General features: G+C 70.2%; 18 protein-coding genes. 7 read left to right on the top strand and 11 right to left on the bottom strand.

Going from position 1 to position 19,070, the window contains the following annotated elements; genetic code table 11:
* Positions 1-8: 8 nt before the first annotated feature.
* The 6 genes from ACRYRV_RS11500 to ACRYRV_RS11475 all read left to right on the top strand — a co-directional run bounded on the left by ACRYRV_RS11500 (position 9) and on the right by ACRYRV_RS11475 (position 5,379).
* Positions 9-710, top strand: coding sequence for an ABC transporter permease (locus tag ACRYRV_RS11500; RefSeq protein ID WP_309635321.1), 702 nt, complete (start codon positions 9-11; stop codon positions 708-710).
* Between the two features lies 1 nt (position 711).
* Positions 712-1,440 carry an ABC transporter permease gene (locus ACRYRV_RS11495; protein WP_253445057.1) on the top strand — a complete coding sequence of 243 codons (729 nt, stop codon included), beginning with the start codon at positions 712-714 and terminating at the stop codon, positions 1,438-1,440.
* A gap of 193 nt (positions 1,441-1,633) precedes the next feature.
* Entirely contained in the window at positions 1,634-2,401 is a 768-nt protein-coding gene (locus ACRYRV_RS11490; RefSeq protein ID WP_444985069.1) for a transporter substrate-binding domain-containing protein, read from the top strand.
* Positions 2,402-2,548: 147 nt separating this feature from the next.
* Entirely contained in the window at positions 2,549-3,334 is a 786-nt protein-coding gene (locus tag ACRYRV_RS11485; protein ID WP_299313106.1) for a transporter substrate-binding domain-containing protein, read from the top strand.
* A 17-nt stretch (positions 3,335-3,351) separates the two neighbouring features.
* Positions 3,352-4,500 carry a beta-aspartyl-peptidase gene (gene iadA, locus ACRYRV_RS11480; RefSeq protein WP_444985070.1) on the top strand — a complete coding sequence of 383 codons (1,149 nt, stop codon included), beginning with the start codon at positions 3,352-3,354 and terminating at the stop codon, positions 4,498-4,500.
* Positions 4,501-4,566: 66 nt separating this feature from the next.
* The gene (locus ACRYRV_RS11475; RefSeq protein ID WP_309635318.1) at positions 4,567-5,379 is read left to right on the top strand and encodes a TraX family protein; all 813 of its coding nucleotides are present in this window, start codon (positions 4,567-4,569) and stop codon (positions 5,377-5,379) included.
* A 7-nt stretch (positions 5,380-5,386) separates the two neighbouring features.
* Here the strand turns inward: ACRYRV_RS11475 and ACRYRV_RS11470 are convergent, their stop codons facing one another.
* Complete coding sequence (locus ACRYRV_RS11470) at positions 5,387-6,241, bottom strand: cytochrome b5 domain-containing protein (RefSeq protein ID WP_444985071.1); 855 nt, start codon at positions 6,239-6,241, stop codon at positions 5,387-5,389.
* The gene (locus tag ACRYRV_RS11465) at positions 6,238-7,530 is read right to left on the bottom strand and encodes a ferredoxin reductase family protein (protein ID WP_444985072.1); all 1,293 of its coding nucleotides are present in this window, start codon (positions 7,528-7,530) and stop codon (positions 6,238-6,240) included. Before ACRYRV_RS11465 ends, ACRYRV_RS11470 begins: the two co-directional genes overlap by 4 nt.
* A 203-nt stretch (positions 7,531-7,733) precedes the next feature.
* On the opposite strand from ACRYRV_RS11465, the gene ACRYRV_RS11460 reads away from it, so the two are divergent.
* Positions 7,734-9,758 carry a PhoX family protein gene (locus ACRYRV_RS11460; protein ID WP_444985073.1) on the top strand — a complete coding sequence of 675 codons (2,025 nt, stop codon included), beginning with the start codon at positions 7,734-7,736 and terminating at the stop codon, positions 9,756-9,758.
* A 72-nt stretch (positions 9,759-9,830) separates the two neighbouring features.
* On the opposite strand, the gene ACRYRV_RS11455 is transcribed toward ACRYRV_RS11460, so the two are convergent.
* The 9 genes from ACRYRV_RS11455 to ACRYRV_RS11415 all read right to left on the bottom strand — a co-directional run bounded on the left by ACRYRV_RS11455 (position 9,831) and on the right by ACRYRV_RS11415 (position 19,034).
* Positions 9,831-10,955 carry a 5-(carboxyamino)imidazole ribonucleotide synthase gene (locus ACRYRV_RS11455; protein ID WP_444985074.1) on the bottom strand — a complete coding sequence of 375 codons (1,125 nt, stop codon included), beginning with the start codon at positions 10,953-10,955 and terminating at the stop codon, positions 9,831-9,833.
* A 28-nt stretch (positions 10,956-10,983) separates the two neighbouring features.
* Complete coding sequence (gene purE, locus ACRYRV_RS11450; protein ID WP_444985075.1) at positions 10,984-11,490, bottom strand: 5-(carboxyamino)imidazole ribonucleotide mutase; 507 nt, start codon at positions 11,488-11,490, stop codon at positions 10,984-10,986.
* An 82-nt stretch (positions 11,491-11,572) separates the two neighbouring features.
* Entirely contained in the window at positions 11,573-13,606 is a 2,034-nt protein-coding gene (locus ACRYRV_RS11445) for a TRAP transporter permease (RefSeq protein ID WP_444985076.1), read from the bottom strand.
* A gap of 10 nt (positions 13,607-13,616) precedes the next feature.
* Positions 13,617-14,123, bottom strand: a complete 507-nt coding sequence (locus ACRYRV_RS11440) for a DUF1850 domain-containing protein (RefSeq protein WP_444985077.1) — start codon at positions 14,121-14,123, stop codon at positions 13,617-13,619.
* 17 nt (positions 14,124-14,140) lie between these two features.
* Entirely contained in the window at positions 14,141-15,100 is a 960-nt protein-coding gene (locus tag ACRYRV_RS11435; protein ID WP_444985078.1) for a TAXI family TRAP transporter solute-binding subunit, read from the bottom strand.
* A 164-nt stretch (positions 15,101-15,264) separates the two neighbouring features.
* Complete coding sequence (locus ACRYRV_RS11430) at positions 15,265-16,479, bottom strand: NnrS family protein (protein ID WP_444985079.1); 1,215 nt, start codon at positions 16,477-16,479, stop codon at positions 15,265-15,267.
* A gap of 11 nt (positions 16,480-16,490) precedes the next feature.
* On the bottom strand, positions 16,491-17,495 hold the full coding sequence (locus tag ACRYRV_RS11425) for an ABC transporter substrate-binding protein (protein WP_444985080.1): 1,005 nt from the start codon (positions 17,493-17,495) through the stop codon (positions 16,491-16,493).
* Positions 17,492-18,238: an ABC transporter ATP-binding protein gene (locus ACRYRV_RS11420; protein ID WP_444985082.1), complete on the bottom strand. Its 747-nt coding sequence runs from the start codon at positions 18,236-18,238 to the stop codon at positions 17,492-17,494. The genes ACRYRV_RS11425 and ACRYRV_RS11420 overlap by 4 nt, the downstream gene beginning before the upstream one ends.
* A 1-nt stretch (position 18,239) precedes the next feature.
* Entirely contained in the window at positions 18,240-19,034 is a 795-nt protein-coding gene (locus tag ACRYRV_RS11415; RefSeq protein WP_253445093.1) for an ABC transporter permease, read from the bottom strand.
* Positions 19,035-19,070 lie beyond the last annotated feature (36 nt).

The following is a 19,070-nucleotide window of genomic DNA, read 5'->3' as shown; positions in this document are numbered from 1 at the left end:
AGAACAAGATGCTGGATCTTCACGGCTACGGCCCGCGGCTGCTGGAAGGCGCCGGGGTCACCCTGCAGCTGGCGGTACTGTCGCTGGCCCTGGCCATCCTGCTGGGCCTGCTCACCGCCAGCGCCCGGATGTCCCGCCACTGGCCCCTGCGCCAGCTGGCCACCCTCTACACCACCCTGATCCGCGGCGTGCCGGACCTGGTGCTGATGATGCTGCTCTTCTTCGGCGGCCAGATGGCGCTCAACGTGGCCACCGACGCTCTCTATGACCGCTTCGGGGTCGACTGGTACGTCAACCTCAACGCCTTCGCCGCCGGGGTGATCACCATCGGCTTCATCTTCGGCGCCTATATGGGCGAGACCTTCCGCGGCGCCTTCATGGCCGTGGAGCATGGCCAGATCGAGGCGGGCAAGGCCTACGGCATGACCCCCTGGCTGGTGTTCCGGCGCATCCGCTTTCCGCAGATGATGCGCCACGCCCTGCCCGGGCTCTCCAACAACTGGATGGTGCTGCTCAAGACCACGGCGCTGGTCTCGGTCATCGGGCTCTCGGACATGGTGCGGGTGGCCGCCGAGGCCTCCCGCGCCACCCACGAGCCCTTCACCTTCCTGATCCCGGTGGCGGCGGTCTACCTGCTGATCGCCAGCGTATCGGAGTGGCTCTTCGCCCGGCTCCAGAGGCGCTACAACGTCGGCTTCGGAGGCCACTGACATGCCGGATATCTCACTCTGGTTCCAGGAGCTGCTGGCCGGCAACGTCATCTTCACGCCCACCACCCTCGGCTACTACTGGGATGGCCTGGTGACCACGGTGCAGCTGGTCTTCCTCTCGCTGGTCGCCGGCCTGGTGCTGGCGGTGCCCCTGGCCATCGGGCGCAGCTCCCGCCACCGCTGGATCAGCCTGCCGATCTACCTCTACACCTATGTGTTCCGCGGCACCCCGCTGCTGATCCAGCTCTACATCATCTACTACGGCGTGGTCTTCTTCGACGGCATCCAGCAGACCTTCCTCTGGCCGCTCCTGCGCGAGGCCTTCTATCCGGCGCTGATCGCCTTCACCCTGAACACGGCGGCCTACACCACCGAGATCTTCCGGGGCGCCATCAAGGCCACGCCCAGGGGCGAGATCGAGGCGGCCCGGGCCTACGGCATGTCGGACGCCCTGATGATGCGCCGCATCATCCTGCCCAGCGCCTTCCGCCGCGCCCTGCCCGCCTACGGCAACGAGGTGATCTTCATGCTCCACGCCAGCGCCATCGCCAGCGTGGTCACCCTGATGGACCTCACCGGCGCGGCACGCTTCGTCTATGCGCGCTTCTACGCCCCCTTCGAGGCCTTCCTCTTCGTGGCGGCCATCTACCTCTGCCTCACCTTCAGCATCCTCTACTTCTTCCGCTGGCTGGAGAAGCGCCTGCTGGCCCACCTCAGGCCCCAGGGCTGACGCCCGACCCACGCTCCTCCTCACCCCGCCGCGGCCCCCTGCTCCTTCCGGCCGCGGCGCTCCCCCTGCGCGACAAAGCGTCAAACGCCCGTTGGAAAATCCGTCGCCAAGGGCTTTCGGCACCGCGGCGGCTGGGCTAGAGTCGTCTCCGTAGGCACCCCGGGTGCCGTCTCTCATCGCAAGGAGTTCCTCCATGAAGAAACTGCTGACCGTCTCGATCCTCGGCGTGGCCATGGCCGCCGGCACCGCCCAGGCCCGGGACTACGACCACGTGCGCATCGGCGTCGACGTCCCCTACGAGCCCATGGAGTACCGCGGCGCCGATGGCGAGCTGACCGGCTTCGACATCGACCTGGGCAACGCCCTCTGCGCCGAGATCGGCGTGACCTGCGAGTGGATCGAGCAGGAGTGGGACGGCATCATCCCGGGCCTGCTGGCGCGCAACTACGACGCCATCATGTCCTCCATGTCGATCAACGAGGAGCGCCGCCAGACCGTGCTCTTCTCCGACTCCTACATCACCATCCCCGGCGCCTGGTTCGCCCCGGCCGGCAGCGAGATCGAGGAGATCAGCGAGGAGACCCTGACCGACAAGAGCATCGGCGTGCAGCGCGGCACCACCTTCGACAGCTACGTCACCGACAACTACAGCGGCGTCGCCAGCATCAGCCGCTACTCCACCGCCGACGACATGGTGCTGGACCTGCAGGCCCAGCGCCTGGATATCGTCTTCCTGGAGTTCATCGTCGGCCAGGCCACCCTGCTCGACGCCCACGAGGGCCAGTTCCAGGTGGTCGGCGAGATGGTCTCCGAGCCCGAGGAGTACTTCGGCGAGGGCTTCGGCATCGCCTTCCGCCAGCGCGACACCGCGCTCGCCGAACGCTTCAACGAGGCCCTGGCGACCCTCAAGGAAGACGGCACCTACGACGAGATCTACCAGCGCTACTTCGGCGACGAGTGATCCGCGCCACTCAGTGAGCAGCAAGCGGCCTCGCCTGAGCGAGGCCGCAGCTGTTTCAACTGCATAAAAGCCCACAAGGCAGTATTATTTTCGGGTAGCGCGGCGGCCAACCGGCTCCGCTTTCCCTTCGGACAGAGAGAGATCCCCATGAAGCCCATCTCCCTGATGCTGGCCGCCGCCCTGGCCGCCGGCCTCACCGCCGGCACCGCCCAGGCCCGCGACACTTCCGAGATCCGTCTCGGCATCGACCTGCCCTACGAGCCCTTCATGTACCGCCTGCCCGACGGCACCCTGGCCGGCTTCGAGATCGAGCTGGGCGAGGCGGTCTGCGACTACCTCGAGGCCACCTGCGTCTGGGTCGAGCAGGATTGGGACGGCATCATCCCGGGCCTGCTGGCGCGCAACTATGACGGCATCATGTCCTCCATGGCGATCACCGAGGAGCGGGCCCGCCAGGTGCTCTTCTCCGAGCCCTACTACACCACTCCCAGCGCCTGGTTCACCCTGCGCGACCGGGAGATCGATATCACCGACCGCGACAGCCTCGAGGGGCTGGTGGTGGGCGTGCAGCGCGCCACCCTGCAGGACAACTACGTCTCCGAGCTCTACGGTGACCTGGTGGAGATTCGCCGCTACACCAGCGGCGACGACGTGCTTACCGACCTGCGCGCCGGGCGCCTGGACCTGACCTTCCTGGACGCCCCGGTAGCGGAGTCGAGCATGAATCTGGACGCCGAGGACACGCGCTTCCAGCGAATCAGCGACTTCATCAAGGAGCCCGAGCATATCTTCGGCCAGGGCGTTGGCGTGGCCTTCCGCCAGCGTGACCGAGACCTCGCCGAGCGCTTCAACGAGGCGCTGGCCGCCCTCAAGGCCGACGGCACCTACGACGAGATCATGGAGCGCCACTTCAGCTACGACATCAAGCTGTGAACGGTCGGGAGCCCACCATGCTGACCCTGCTCACCAACGCTCGGCTCTACGCCCCGGCGCCCCGGGGCCTCTGCCAGCTGCTGATCGCGGACCGTCGCCTTGCCGCCATCGCCGCCGCCGACGCCCCTGCCCTGGCCTCGGGGCCGACGGTGACGGTGCTCGACCTGGAGGGGCGCCGGGTGATTCCCGGCCTGGTGGATCCGCTGGTCCATGTCACCGGCGGCGGCGGCGAGGGGGGCTTCGGCAGCCGCACCGCCGAGCTCGGCCTGGAAGAGGCCCTGGCCTCCGGCGTCACCACCCTGGTCGGAGCGCTGGGCACCGACGCCGTGACCCGCACCCCGGCGGGGCTGCTCGGCAAGGTTCGCGAGCTGGCCGCCGGCGGGCTGAGCGCCTACTGCTACACCGGCTCCTACCAGCTGCCGCCGGTCACCCTGACCGGCTCGGTGCGCGAGGACATCCTCTTCGTTCCCGAGGTGATCGGCGTGGGCGAGGTGGCGATCAGCGACCACCGCGGCTCCCAGCCCACCACCGCGGAGCTGACCCGGCTCGCCGCCGAGGCGCGCACCGCCGGCATGCTGGCCGGCAAGGGCGGCATCGTCTTCATCCATACCGGCGATGCCCCCACCCACCTGGAGCCCCTGCGGGAGGTGGCGCGCACGAGCGCCATTCCCCTGGCCCAGTTCCTGCCCACCCATATCAACCGCACCCGCGAGCTGTTCGAGGATGGGGTTCGCTTCGCCCGGGAGGGCGGGCGCATCGACTTCACCACCAGCACCACGCCGGCGCTGATCGCCGACGGCGAGGTGCCGGCCGCCGAGGCGGTGGCCCGCGCCCTGCACGCCCGAGTCGACCCCTCGCGGATCACCCTCTCCTCGGACGCCAACGCCTCGCTGCCCCGCTTCGACGCCGAGGGACGCTTCGCGGGGCTCGAGCCCGGGCGCCTGGGGAGCCTGTTCGAGGTGCTGGGAGAGTGCGTGGAGGCACACGGCCTGCCCCTGGAGCGCGCCCTGGGCATGGCCAGCACCCACGCCGCCGACGCCCTGGGCCTGGCCCGCAAGGGGCGTCTCGCCGAGGGCTTCGACGCCGACCTGCTGGTGCTGGCCGACGGCGCCTGGACCATCGACGAGGTGTGGGCCCTGGGGCGACGCGTGCATCGCCGCGGCTGAGGCGGCATCGGAACTCACGGGGAAGATACCTGTCCTCTCGAGGTGGACCCACACCGAGAGGACAGGATGACCTCATACCCCCTCCCCCGTACCGCCGCCGCGGCCGATACCGCCCGCCCCTCCTCCGCCTGGACCGGCTGGGGACAGTGGCTGGCGCTGGCCACCATGACCCTCGACCACCTGACCCGCTACGTGCTGCCCGAGGCGTGGAACCTCGACTGGGCCGGCTCGTCGCTGGGCCGCATCGCCTTCCCGCTGTTCGCGGCCATGGTGGCCTGGCACGGGCTCTTCAATACCCGCAACCCGCTGCGCTACGCCCGCCGCATCCTGGTGATCGGCCTGGTCGCCCAGCTCCCCTTCATGCTGATGCCACGCGCCTCGGACGCCCTGCTACTCAACGTCTGCTTCACCCTGGCGGCGGGGCTGGCCTGGGGTGCCGGGCTGCGCGAGCTGCTCGCCCGCTATCGCAGCGGCGAGCTGGAGAGCCGCTGGCTGGCCCTCGGGGGGCTGGCCTCGCTGACGGTCTGGGTCCTGCTCGGCCACTGGGTCGAGTATGGCCACGAGGGACTGCTGCTGGTGCCGCTCCTGATGCTCGCCATGTACCACCTGCACCGGGCCGGGGAGCCCCTCGCCGAACGCCTGGCGGCGGCCGCCCTGGCCCTGCCGGTGCTGGTGGTGGCCGGGCAGATGAACGCCAGCGACCTGGCCAAGTCCTTCACCGTGGCCACCTGCGTGGCGGCCCTGTGGCTGGCGGCCGGCGCCCATCGCCTGGCGCCGGCGGTGCCCCGGGCGATGCCGCGCCGACTGTGGCTGGCCTGGTACCCGGGCCACTTCGCGCTGATCGCGCTATGGCTGTGGCTCGCCGGCGGGCTCGGCTGACCCGGTCTCAGGGCCAGCTGTAGACGCCGCGGTTCAAGGCGTCGCGGAAGGCGGAGTGGACCTTGTTGCCGCGCAGGGTGGCGCCGCTGTAGCCGTCGATGTCCTCGGCCAGCCGCTCCGGCTCGTAGAGGGCGAAGATGGCGGTCAGCGGCTGGCCCTCGAGGGCCTCGGCGAGCTGCTGGTGCTGCGCCCACACCGGGTAGAGGTCGTCGTCCTCGTCCAGCCGGCGATAGTCCTCGCCGCGGTAGGCCAGATGGCGATAGCTGATGTTGGAGAGCCGGCCATCGCGCAGGTCGAACTGCACGTTGACCTGCATCTCGCCGCCGTCGCCGAACACGCCCCGATAGCGGCCGTCCAGCGGCAGCCCCAGCAGCGCCTGGTGCAGGCGCTCGTCCTCGGCGGGCGAGAGCCGCACCGTGTCGCTGTCGGCTTCGCCTGCCGCCGCCTCGCCTTCCTCGGCCTGAGCCGCCGCCCCAGGTTCGATCGGCTCGCCCTCCTCATCCACCAGCCGGCCGATCAGGTACGCCTCGAGCATCCCCTCGGCCCGCGGGCTGTGGGGTACGCCGGGGCGCTTGTTGTCCCACCCCTCGGTGGACTCCCGACCGCACCACTCAAGGATCACCTCCTCGTCGGTGGGATGGTCGGGCACATAGTCGGTGATGTCGTAGACCCGACCGTGAATCGCCTTCCAGCAGCTCTCGGCGCCGTCGTGCTCGGCGAGCTCCTCGAGGGTGATGGGGTCCAGGGCGTCGTCGTCGGCCGCGTCACGGTCGCTGCTGGAGAGCGCCTGGATCGAGACCAGGGTGGCCAGGCTCGCCACGAAGGCGATGAAAGCGGAGTAGGCGATCTTGTTGATGTTCATAGGAAGTCGAAGACCTCGCTGTGGATGCGTGAGGCGGGGACGCCCTGCTCGACCAGCAGCCGCTGCAGGTGGGCGTTCATGGCGGGCGGGCCGCAGAGGTAGATCTCCCGCTCGGTGAAGTCCGGGCAGTGCTCGCGCAGGAAGGCCTCGTCCAGATGTCCCCGCTCGCGGGAGTAGTGCTGGGTGAAGGTGAACCCCTCGACCCGCCCGGCGATATCTTCCAGCTCCTGCCGGTAGTAGGCCCGGGACTCGTCCTTGGCGAGATAGATCAGCTGCACTTGCCCCGCCACCTCGGCCCCGGCGGCCAGGTCGCGGGCGCCGCCCACGAAGGGGGTGATGCCGATGCCCCCGCCCAGCCAGAGCATGTCGCGTTCGGGAAAGCGCCGCCCGAAGAACTCCCCGTAGGGCCCCTCGATCAGCACCCGGGTCTCGGGCGTCACCCTCTGCAGGGCATGGCTGGCGTCGCCCAGGTCCTTGATACCGATGCGCAGGCGCGAATCCGAGGGCGCCGAGGCGATGGTGTAGGGGTGCTCCTCGCCGCGGCCGTCGGCAAGGGACTCGTCCAGCGGCGAGAGGTAGACGAACTGCCCCGCCTCGTGGCGGATGCCCCCGCCCTCGGGGCGCAGCACCAGTTCCACCACACCCCGGGCCAGGGGCACCACCTCCTCGACGCGATAGGGGTGGCGCCGAGCCGGCGCCACGCCCTTGCGCCAGGCGATGGCGCCGAGCCCGGCGATGCCGAGCAGCCACCAGGGCCAGGCCTCGCCGGCCAGCAGCAGGGCGTGCCAGAGCCCCAGCAGCAGCGCCGCCGCGGAGACCAGATGCAGGCGCTTCCAGCGCTGGTAGTGGGGCTGACCGAAGAAGCCGAAGGTGGGCGCCAGGAAGACCACCATGGCCGCCCAGGCCAGCCAGCCGAGCCAGAGGGCCCCATGGGAGAGAGGCGGGAAGAGGGTCGCCACCGCGGCGTCCAGGGAGGCCGGCACCGCAGCGAGCCCCAGCGCCAGGGCGTGGAGCATCACCAGGATAAAGGCGGCAAAGCCCAGCCAGTGGTGCAGGCGCCAAAGCCGCGCCAGCCCCCCGAAGGGGCGGTCGAAACCCGGCACCCGGCTGCTCACCGCCCCGGCCAGCAGCATCATGGCGAGCCCCAGGATGCCGGCGACCCAGCTGATCCAGGTCAGCCAAAGCTCCGGCGGCCCGCCGAGGCCGCCCAGGCGCGGCAGCGCCACCGCAAGCGGCAGCAGCAGCGCCGCGATCAGGACCATATCGCCCGTTTTCAGCCGTCGTCGCATGCTCCCTCCCCTTTCACCGACTGACTGTCAGTGTCGCCGAAAAGCACCTCTCTTCAAGACTCGAAGTCTGGTGCCACCGAAGGTTTGATCCGGGTCAATAATCCGGCCTGTCACCGAAGTGACTCCATCCGTACACGCTGATGCAACACCGCCGGGGCAAGCTCTCCCACCGAGATACCCATCCTCATCCATGGAGAGCCCCCATGTCCCAGCATCAGTACCCCGGCCACGTCGACGCCGTTCTCGCCGATGGCGACGAGCCCATGAGCAACCCCTCCGCCAACGGCTACTTCGGCGACATCCTCGAGGCACGCATCAGCCGCCGCGCCATGCTGCGCGGCAGCCTCGCCGCCGCCGTGGCCGGCGCCATGGCCACCAGCCTGCCCTTCGGCAGCGCCTTCGCCGCCGGTGGCGCCAGCGCCCCGGCGCCGAGCCTCGGCTTCAAGGCCATTCCGGTCAGCGCCGCCGACAGCGTGGTGGTCCCGGAAGGCTACCGGGTCAGCGCCATCCTGCCCTGGGGCACCCCGATCAGCGGCGACATGCCGGCCTTCTCGCTTGACGCCAGCGGCGAGGCCCAGGGGCACCAGGTGGGCAGCCACCACGACGGCGTGCACTTCTTCCCGCTGGAGGGCAGCTCCCGGGACGGCCTGCTGGTGATGAACCACGAGTACGTGGAGCCGCGCTTCCTGCACGCCGCCGCCGCCGGCCTGGCGCTGGACCGCAACGGCTTCCCCCAGAACGCCGACGGCAGCCGCGACGACGACCAGGTGCTCAAGGAGCTCAACGCCCACGGCGTCAGCGTGGTGCGCATCCGCGAGGACGACAGCGGCCAGTGGCAGGTGGTGGAGGACGCCCGCAACCGCCGCATCACCGGCCTGACCCCGATGCGCCTGGCCGGCCCGGTGGCCGGCACCGAGCATGTGGTGACGAAGTACAGCCCGGACGGCACCATGACCCGCGGCACCCTCAACAACTGCGCCCACGGCGTCACCCCCTGGAACACCTACCTGGCGGCCGAGGAGAACTGGGCCGGCTACTTCGCCAACGCAGACGCCGAGATCGATCGCCGTCAGGCCCGCTACGGCATCCAGACCCGCGACACCGGCCGCTACCAGTGGCACCGGGCGGCGAGCGGTGCCGACCAGTACGTGCGCTTCGACGCCAGCAGCCGCGGCGCCTCTCCCACCGAGGACTACCGCAACGAGCCCCACGCCTTCGGCTGGATGGTGGAGATCGATCCCATGGACCCGGCGGCCACCCCGGTCAAGCGCACCCACCTGGGCCGCTTCGCCCACGAGGGGGTAATCTTCGCCCCGGCGGTGGAGGGCCAGCCGGTGGTGGCCTACTCCGGCGACGACGCCCGCTTCGAGTACATCTACAAGTTCGTCTCCGCCCGCCCCTACCACGCCGCCACTGCCGACGGCTCCCTGCTCGACGAGGGCACCCTCTACGTGGCCAGGTTCCACGAGGATGGCCGCGGCGAGTGGCTCGCCCTGGCCCCGGGCGAGAACGGCCTCACCCCGGAGAACGGCTTCGCGGATCTCGCCGATATCCTGGTCAACACCCGCGCCGCCGCCGACCAGGCCGGCGCCACGAGGATGGATCGCCCCGAGTGGGGCGCGGTGGACCCGGCCACCGGCCAGGTCTACTTCACCCTGACCAACAACACCCGCCGCGAGGCGGGCGACGAGCACGCCGCCAACCCCCGCGCCGAGAACCACTTCGGGCATATCATCCGCTGGCAGGAAGAGGGCAGCCACGCCGGCACCCGCTTCGCCTGGGACCTCTTCGTGCTGGCCGGCGACGGCGACGACAGTCGCGATCTCGCCGGCGAGCCCCTGGGCCAGGAGGCGATCTTCGCCAGCCCCGACGGCCTGTGGATCGACGCCGACCGCCGGGTGTGGATCCAGACCGACATCAGCGAGTCGGTGATGAACACCGGTATCTTCGAGGTGTTCGGCAACAACCAGATGCTGGCGGCCAACCCCGAGACCGGCGAGATTCGCCGCTTCCTCACCGGCCCCGTGGGCCAGGAGATCACCGGCGTGGTGACCACCCCGGACCAGCGCACCATGTTCGTCAACGTCCAGCACCCGGGCGCCACCACCTCGGCCGAGGCCTTCGCCGCGGGGGAGCTTTTGAGCCACTGGCCGGAGGGCGGCAGCGCCATCCCGCGCTCGGCGACCCTGGTCATTACCCGGGAGGACGGCGGCATCATCGGCGCCTGACGGTCAGCTCCCCGAAACGCAGCGGCCCCGCCAGATGGCGGGGCCGCTTGCGTTGCCGATGGGGAGAGCCGCTCAGTCGGCCTGCTCGAAGCTGAAGCGGGGCTCGGGGGCCTCGGGCAGCAGGGCCGCGCAGGCGCGCACCCGCTCCATCAGCGCCTCGTGGGTCGGCGCCACCAGGTTGACGTGGGCCAGCTTGCGCCCGGGGCGCTCGCTCTTGTCGTAGCGGTGCAGGTGGGCGTCCGGCAGGGCGAGGATCGCCGCCGGGTCACCCTCGCGGCCGATCACGTTGACCATGCAGGTGGGCATCCGCGCCGCGGTATCGCCCAGCGGCAGGCCCTGGATGGCCCGCAGGTGGTTCTCGAACTGGCTGGTCACCGCGCCGTCCATGGTCCAGTGGCCGGAGTTGTGCACCCGGGGCGCCATCTCGTTGGCCAGGAGGCTGCCGTCGGCGCACTGAAAGAGCTCCAGGGTCAGCACCCCCACGTAGTCGAGCTCGTCGAGCAGCGCGCGGATATAGCCGTCGGCGGTCTGCTGCACGCTGTCGTCCAGGTCCGGCAGGGGCGCCACGGAGTAGCGCAGGATGCCGTCCACGTGCTGGTTCTCGGCCATGGGGTAGAAGACCACCTCGCCGTCGCGGCCGCGCACGGCGATGATCGACACCTCCCGCACGAACTCCACGAAGGACTCCACGATCAGCTTCGGATGGTTGATCGAGCGCCAGGCCTGGGCCGCCTCCGCGGGGTCGCGAATCACCGCCTGCCCCTTGCCGTCATAGCCCTCGGTGACCGACTTGGCCACCACCGGACAGCCCAGCTCCCGGGCCGCGGCCTCGAGCTCGTCGGCGTGCTCCACCAGGCGGTAGGCCGGGGTGGGGATGCCCAGGCGGTCGAACAGCGCCTTCTCCTCGGCGCGGTTCTGACAGACGCGAATCGCCTCGCTGGAGGGATAGACCGGCTTCACCTCCTCGATGGCCTGGACCAGGGAGACCGGCAGGTGCTCGAACTCGTAGGTGACGAGATCCACCTTCGCCAGGAAATCGTCGAGCAGATGGTGCTGGTCGGTATGGATCAGGACCTCACCGATCCCGGCGCTGGGGTGACCGGTGGTATCCAGGAAGGTGAAGCGGTTGGCCAGGGGGTAGCCGGCCAGGGCCAGCATGCGGCCGAGCTGGCCGGCACCCAGGACGCCGATATTCATGGTTGCCTCCTTCATTCGTCTCTCCGGCTCAGGCCTGGGGACGGGGATCGGGGTTATCGAGCACCGTCTGTGTCTGCTCGGCGCGAAACGCCTCCACCGCGGCACGTACGGCCTCATCCTGCAGGCCGACGATCTGGGCGGCCAGCAGCCCGGCATTGGTGGCGCCGGCCTTGCCGATGGCCAGGGTGCCCACGGCGATGCCGCCAGGCATCTGCACGATGGAGAGCAGCGAATCCAGGCCCTTGAGCGCCTTGGACTCCACCGGCACCCCGAGCACCGGCAGGGCAGTCTGGGAGGCCACCATGCCCGGCAGATGGGCCGCGCCGCCGGCGCCGGCCACGATTACCTGAAGGCCCCGCTCGGCGGCGGATTTGGCGTAGTCGAAGAGCAGGTCCGGCGTGCGGTGGGCGGAGACCACGCGGGTCTCGAAGGGCACGCCCAGGCGCTCGAGCATCGCCACGGCGTGCTCCATCACCGGCCAGTCAGACTTCGACCCCATGATCACGCCAACCTTCGGCGACTGTTCGGACTGCATCGATGCTCCTCGGCGACTGCCTGTTCAGGATAGAGAGTGCGGGAAGGAAAGCCGCACATTCTAGCCGTGCGGCCCTCCCCCGTCACCTTGACCGGCTGGACAGCGCCCCCTCCCGCCGGCTGGCCAGCCAGTTGGCACCGATGGCCAGGAGCATCACCGCCACCCCGGCGGCCTCTACCAGGAAGTTCGGCCAGAACACCGCCACGATGGCGCCGGCGATGGCCAGCCGCGGGAGCCAGGACATCCGCGTGAACAGATACCCCTCCAGCGCCGCGGCGAAGGCCCCCAGGGCGAGGATCGCGATCAGGCCGTTCCAGGCCACCACCGCCCAGGGGCCGCCCACGATGATCTCCGGATTGAAGACCATGAACAGCGGGATCAGGTAGAGCCCCTTGGCGAACTTCCAGGCCTGGAAGCCGGTCTCCATGGGCCTGGAGCCGGCGATGGCCGCCCCGGCGAAGCCCGCCAGGGCGATGGGCGGCGTGACGTTGGAGTCCTGGGAGTACCAGAACACCACCAGGTGGGCGATCAGCAGCGGGATGCCGAACTCGGCGGTAAGCGCCGGGCCCACCAGCACGATCAGCACGATATAGCTGGCGGTGACCGGTAGCCCCATGCCCAGCACCAGGCTGGCCAGCAGCACCAGCAGCAGCGCCAGCACGATATTGCCGCCGGAGAAGGCCAGCATCATGGCGGAGAACTTCAGCCCCAGGCCGGTGAGGCCGACGATGCCGACGATGATGCCCGCCACCGCACAGGCCATGGAGACCGCCACGGCGTTGCGGGCGCCGAGCTCGAGGCCCTGCACCAGCTTCACCCAGCCGGCCCAGACCACGGCCCCTACCCGGGCCAGGGTCACCTTCTCGCCCTGGCGCGGGGCGACGAACAGGAACCAGATGGCGTAGCGCAGCGCCGCCACGGCGAGCATGGTCACCACCGCGTAGAAGCCCACCCGCATGGGCGACATGTGCATCACCAGCAGCCACACCAGCACGCCCAGCGGCAGCAGGAAGTGCCAGCCCTCCTTCATCACCTCGCGCACCTGGGGCAGCTCGCTTCGGGCCATGCCCTGCATGCCCTGCTTGAGGGCGATGATATGCACGAAGAGGTAGACGGTGGCGAAGTACATGATCGCCGGCAGCACGCTGACCTTGACGACTTCCAGGTAGGAGACGCCGGTGTACTCGGCGATCAGGAAGGCCCCGGCGCCCATCAGCGGCGGCATGATCTGCCCGCCGGTGGAGGCCGCCGCCTCGATGCCCCCGGCCTGTCTGGGCTGGTAGCCCAGTCGCTTCATCAGCGGGATGGTGAAGGCACCGGTGGTCACCACGTTGGCGATGGCGCTGCCGGAGATGGAGCCCATGCCGGCGGAGGCGATGACCGCCGCCTTGGCGGGCCCGCCGCGCTGGCGCCCGGTGGCGGCATAGGCCAGGTCGATGAAGAACTTGCCGGCGCCGGTGATCTCCAGGAAGGCGCCGAACAGCACGAAGATGAAGATGTAGGTGGCCGCCACCCCCAGGGGCAGGCCGAAGATCCCCTCCTGGCCCAGGTAGAGCTGGCCGACCACCCGGTCGATGTTGTAGCCGCGGTGCTCCAGGATGCCGGGCAGGAACTGGCCCAGCCAGGGCAGCTCGCCCCGGGGGCCGGCGAAGGCGTAGAGGATGGCCACGGCGCCGATGATGGTCATGCCGAGTCCCACCGCCCGGCGGCTCGCCTCCAGCACGGTGACCACGGCGATGCAGCCGACGACGATATCGGTCTGGCTCCAGAAGCCGGCGCGGCGGAAGATCTCGTCCAGGTAGAACACCAGGTAGCCGCCGGTCAGCAGGGCGCCGGCCAGAAACAGGCAGTCGAGGGCCCAGCCCAGCATGCCGCGCTTTCGATGCGGGCCGAATACCGGGAAGATCAGGAAGGCCAGCAGCATGATCAGCATCAGGTGGATGCTGCGCTGGTAGAAGAGCCCCAGGGGCTGGATACCGGCGGAGTAGAGCTGGAACAGGGAGAGGCCTACGGCCACCAGGGTGATCAGCCAGAGGATGGGGCGCGCCTGGATGGCGCCTCCCCCAGGCACGGTGACCTCGGGCGCAGTGGCGGCGGGCTTGGCGGATTCGCTCATGGGCGTCTCGTCAGGGAGTGGCTGCCGAGGTGCGCAGGTGGATCGTCACCCGCTCGCCGGCGGCCTGGTCGCTCAGGCTGAGCCGGCGGCCCTCGTGCAGCAGTCGATGGTTGACCTCCGGGGAGCCGACCCGGAGGCGATAGCGGTTGCCGGGCACCGACTCGTCGATACCCTCGATCCAGTAGCCGCCCTCCCCGTCGGAGACCTGCCGCCCGCGACCGGGAATATGGTCGAGGCCGGCGGCGAAGTCCGGCAGATGGCTGCGCTCCAGCACCATCCGCCCCTCGCGGTGGCGATAGCAGTCCAGCACCGGGAAGCCGGCCACGGAGTGGTTCCACTCCAGGCACCAGCCCTCTCCCTCCGGCATCGGCAGGGAGGCGATCCGCCGGCCGCTGTCGGCGACCACCTCCAGCCGACCCGCATCGCCGGCCGACAGCGGCAGCGGGAGCAGCAGGCAGAGGGCAAGCGCCGCCGGCCCCGGGGCACGGCGGCAGAGGTCATGGATCGGGGAAGGCATCGGCGTGCCCGCCTGGTTCAGGGGCTCTGGTGGTCCTGGACCTCGACGCCGATCTCCTCGTAGTAGCGCAGGGCGCCATCGTGGAAGGGCACCGGCGTGGAGTCGATGCTGAACGCCACGGTGGTGTCGTTGGCGGCCGGGTGCACGGCGATCAGCTCGTCGGTGTGCTCGAAGAGCAGCCTGGTCAGCTGGTAGGCCAGCTCCTCGTCCATCTCGCTGCTCACCGCCAGCACGTTGGGGATGCTGATGGTGTGCACCGCCTCCTCCATGCCGTCATACAAGCCGGCGCGCAGGTCATAGGGGGCGAAGACCGGCTCCGCTTCCCGGGCGTTGGCCACTTCTTCCTCGGAGAGTCCCACCAGGCGGATATCGCGGGTGGTGGCCAGGTTGAGGATGGAGCTGGTGGGCGGGCCCACGCTCCAGAAACCGGCGTCGATGTCGCCATCGCGGATGGCATCGGCGGTCTCGTTGAAGTTCAGGCGCTGGGGAGTGAAGTCGTCATAGGTGATGCCGTTGGCTTCCAGCAGGGCGCGGGCGTTGAGCTCGGTGCCGCTACCCGGCGCCCCCACGGAGACGCGCTTGCCGCGCAGGTCCTCCAGGGACTCCACGCCGGAGCCGGCCAGGGTGACCAGCTGCACGGCGTTGGGATAGACCGAGGCCAGGGCACGGATATTGTCGAGCTGGCGCCCCTCGAAGTCGCCGGTGCCGTTGTAGGCCTGATAGACGGTATCGGCCAGGGCGAAGGCGAGATCGGAGTCGCCGCGCCACACCAGGCCCATGTTCTCCACCGAGGCCCCGGTGACCTCGGCCACCGCGCTGGCCCCCTCGATATGGCTGTTGATCATCTCGGCCAGGCCGCCGCCCAGGGGGTAGTAGACCCCGCCGGTACCGCCGGTGGCGATGGAGAGCTGCTGGGCCGCGGCCAGCGGGGCCGTCGCGATCAGCGAGGCGGCGACGGCGTACTTCATGGCATTCATGGCAATCCTCCGGGCTGAAACCCGTTTGTTGTATCGTTGTTGTCGGTGCTGGAGGGAAAGCACCTGAGGGAAACCTAGCATGGCCCCTGCGTGAGAGGCCATGGCCATATTTCTACGTTTTCAGTTTTTTTCGGCAATTCCACCAAGGTCGCCTGGTCGCGCCGTCATCCCGGCAGGCCATCGGGGCGCGCCGTTACCAGATAGCGGGCATAGCCGAGGAGGTAGAGCCAGAAGGCGGCAAGCCACAGCAGCGCCGGCGCCAGCATGCCCAGCAGCAGGTAGTGCTGGGGCCAGGCCAGCGGCACGCCCACCCGCAGGGCACCGCCCAGCACCAGGCACCCCAGCGCCGGCCAGATGGCTCGGGGCAGGAGCAGGGGGCGGCCGGTATGGCGCAGGCCGGCGATGCAGAAGACGGCCAGGACGGCGGTACCGATGGCCCCCACGAAGAGCGCATGGCGCCCCGCATAGGCGGGCCAGCTCTCCAGCAGGGCAGTCAGCCCCACCAGGGCCAGCCCCAGCGTCAGCCAGACATAGGCCAGGGTCAGCAGCAGCAGGTAAAGCCGACCCATGGCCCGCCCCCAGGGCCACTCGGAGAGCCGGTCGGCCTGGGCCGCCGCGGCGGCCAGGGCGACCCAGCCGGTCACCGGATGTCCCGGGGCCAGCAGGTCCGCCACCACGAACAGGCAGAGCACGGCCACGGCCAGGTGCTCCCGGGCCGGGGTCAACCGCGGCGGCCCCGCACGGCCGCTCTCCTTCAGCGCCGCCATGGCCACCACGCGCACGATGCGGGTCACGCTCACCGCGATCATCACCAGCAGCAGGTTGGCCGCCAGGTTGAGGATCGCCAGCATGCCCAGCCGGCCGGGCAACCAGCCCAGCCAGGCCAGATAGAAGGCCAGCTGGGAGAGACCATAGAGCAGCAGCAGGCCCCCCAGGCTCAGATGCCGCCGCCCCTCACCGCGAAGCAGCGCCGGCAGCGCCCAGGCCAGCAGCACCGCCACGAAGGCCAGGTTGACGCCCGCCACCACCAGCGCCGGCAGGCTCCCGGAGAGCCATACCGTCACGCGCCCCGCCAGCCACAGCGCCACCAGCCCGGCCAGCCGCCTGCCGGCGATGGGCGCCACGCCCGCCCAGGAGGGCACGGCGGTCAGCAGGAAGCCGGCCAGTGCCGCCAGGACGAAGCCGAACAGCATCTCGTGGCCATGCCAGGCCATCAGCGGCATGCCCATGGGCAGCGAGACGCGGTGCAGCATGCCGCCCACCCAGGGCAGCAGCGCCAGCGGCGCGTAGGCGGCCGCCAGCAGGAAGAAGGGGCGAAAGGCGTAGGCGAGGAGCGGCCAGGGTCTGCCACGGGCGGCATCGGTAAGCACAAGCGACATGGCAAAGGTCCTCAGGAGCTAAGGTCGAGATAGAAGCCGGCGTTGGGCAGGCCGCCGCCGATGAAGCCCGGCGAGAGTTCGGCCAGGGCGCCGAGGAAGCGCTCCAGGTCGGGGCGCGCCGCGGGAGCGTCGCGCATCTCCAGCCGCGTGCGCCGCACCGCCGCCTCTACCACCTCGGCGGAGAGCGGCGAGTGCGCCGCGCCCAACCGCCCCGCCTCGGCGGGGTTGGCCAGGGTCCAGGCCACCGCCTCGGCCACCGCCGTCTGGAGGGCGCGCACCCCCTCCGGATGCGCCTCCAGCAGTTCCCGCCGACAGATGACGCCGGCCTGGGGCAGCGCCGCCGGCTCACCGGTGAGCCTGGCCCACTCCTCCTGGAGATCGAGCTCCAGGGGCGCCAGACCGAGCCCCACCGCCTGCAGGCGGGTGGAGGAGCGCATCGGTTCAGGCAGCACGACCACGTCCAGCCGGCGGGCCAGGAACATCTGCACGGTCTCGAAGGGGCTGGCGTGGTAGGTGATCCGCAGATCCTTCCCCACCTCCATGCCCAGGCGGCCCAGCAGGTAGCGCAACACCAGGTCGGGCATGTCGCCCCGCCAGGGGACCCCAATATGGCGCCCGGCCAGATCCTCGATGCCGGCCAGGGGGCCCCGCTCGGCCAGTACGCCGAGAGTGCCCCAGACGTTGACGTTGAGCAGCCCCACCTCGACGCCGCGGTTGTAGAGATTGGCCGCCACGTTGGTGGGCGTGGCGGTCAGCTGGACCTCCCCGCCGGCCACCCAGGCCCGCAGCTGGTCGGGGTCGCGCCAGGCGCGCAGCTCCCGCTCGCCGAACCACTCGGCCAGCCCCTCATGCTGCAGGGCCCGAGCCAGGATCACCTGGGGCAGGCCGTAGGGCGTGGCGGCGCGCAGGGAGGACCCGGCGGCCAGGCCGCTCACGGGCAGGGCCGCCAGGGTGGCCAGGCCTGCCGCCAGCTTCAGCAGCCGGCGGCGTTCGAGATCGATCATGGACGCTGTCATGACGCCACCGCCTCCTCGTCTTGATGGAACAGAAAGCTGCGAGCCACCGCGGGGTGGCGCAGCAGGGCAGCGGCCGCCTCATAGAGGAAGGCGGTATCGCGCTCGGCAAAGGGACGTGAAATGCACTCCTCATGGACGATGCGTGCCGGCGACGGCGACAGCACCACCACCCGGTGGCCCAGACGCAGCGCCTCGGTCAGGTCGTGGGTCACCAGCAGCGAGGCGATGCCGCGACGCGACAGCAGATCGATCAGCAGCGCCTGGGCCTCGCTGCGCATGCCCACGTCCAGGGCGCTGAAGGGCTCGTCGAGGAGCAGCAGGTCGGCATCCACCGCCAGGGCCCGGGCCAGTGCCACCCGCTGCTGCATGCCCCCCGAGAGCTCGTGGGGGAAGTGGTCGAGCCGCTCGCCCAGCCCCAGCTCCTCGGCCAGGACACGGGCCCGGGACAGCCGCTCCCCGCGGGGCACGCCCAGCGCCTTGAGGCCCAGGGCGATGTTGTCGAGCAGCCTTCGCCAGGGGAGCAGGCGTCCCTCCTGAAAGACCATGGTGCTGCGGTGGAAGTCATCCAGGACGCGCCCCTCGCCGGGAGGCATCAGACCCGCCGCCAGGCGCAGCAGGGTGGTCTTGCCACAGCCGGAAGGCCCCACCAGGCAGACCGACTCGCCGGGGGCGATCTCGAGGTCGATGCCGTCGATGATCCGCGACATGCCCAGCACATGGCCCACACTCTCGAGTCTCAGCATCTCAGTGTCCTCCTCGCCCGGCCTGGCGCCAGGGCTCCATGCGGCGCTGTAGCGGGCGCAGCAGGCCGTGCTCGGCGGCCAGCAGCAGCGCCACCACCAGCACGATCCAGGCCATGGCGGCCGCGGTATCCAGGTTGACCCGTGCCATGGCCAGCCCCGCCCCGATGCCATCCTCGGTGGCGAACAGCTCGGCCATCACCGCCACCTTCCAGGCCACCCCCAGGGCAGTCACCAGGGCGGGAAAGACGTAGGAGACGATATGCGGCAGGGTGATATCCATGAAGCGCATCAGCGGTGGCAGCCTGAACACCTCGGCCATCTCCTGCAGCCGGCGGTCCAGGGTGAGGGCGCCCATCTGGGCGCCGGCAAAGGTCACCGGCAGCGTCGTCGCCATCACCGTATAGACCGCCGCCATCGAGCCGCTGCCGAACCAGAGAATGGCCAGCACGATCCAGGCGATGGGAGGAATGCCCAGCAGCACCGTGGAGACCGGCTCCAGGGCGCGCCCCAGGGTGCGCGACATGCCCGCCAGCAGGCCCAGGGCGGTTCCCGCCAGCCCGGCCAGGGCAAAGCCCAGCATGGCCCGCCAGGTGGTGGCCCAGATAGCACCGGCCGCCTCCCCCGCCTGCCACAGCCCGGCCAGGGCCGCCAGCGCATCCCGCGGCCCGGGCAGCAGGAAGCTGCCGTAGGCCAGGCTGCCCCACTCCCACAGCGCCACGAACAGCAGGATCCCGGTCAGGCTTCCGCCCCAGCCGAGCAGGGTCGCCACGCCCCTTGATGGCAGCGAACCTTTCATGAGCCAACCCCACCTGAAAACAAGAATGATTCGATT

The organism is Halomonas mongoliensis, from assembly GCF_052496345.1.
This window is presented reverse-complemented; position numbering and strand designations above follow the sequence as displayed.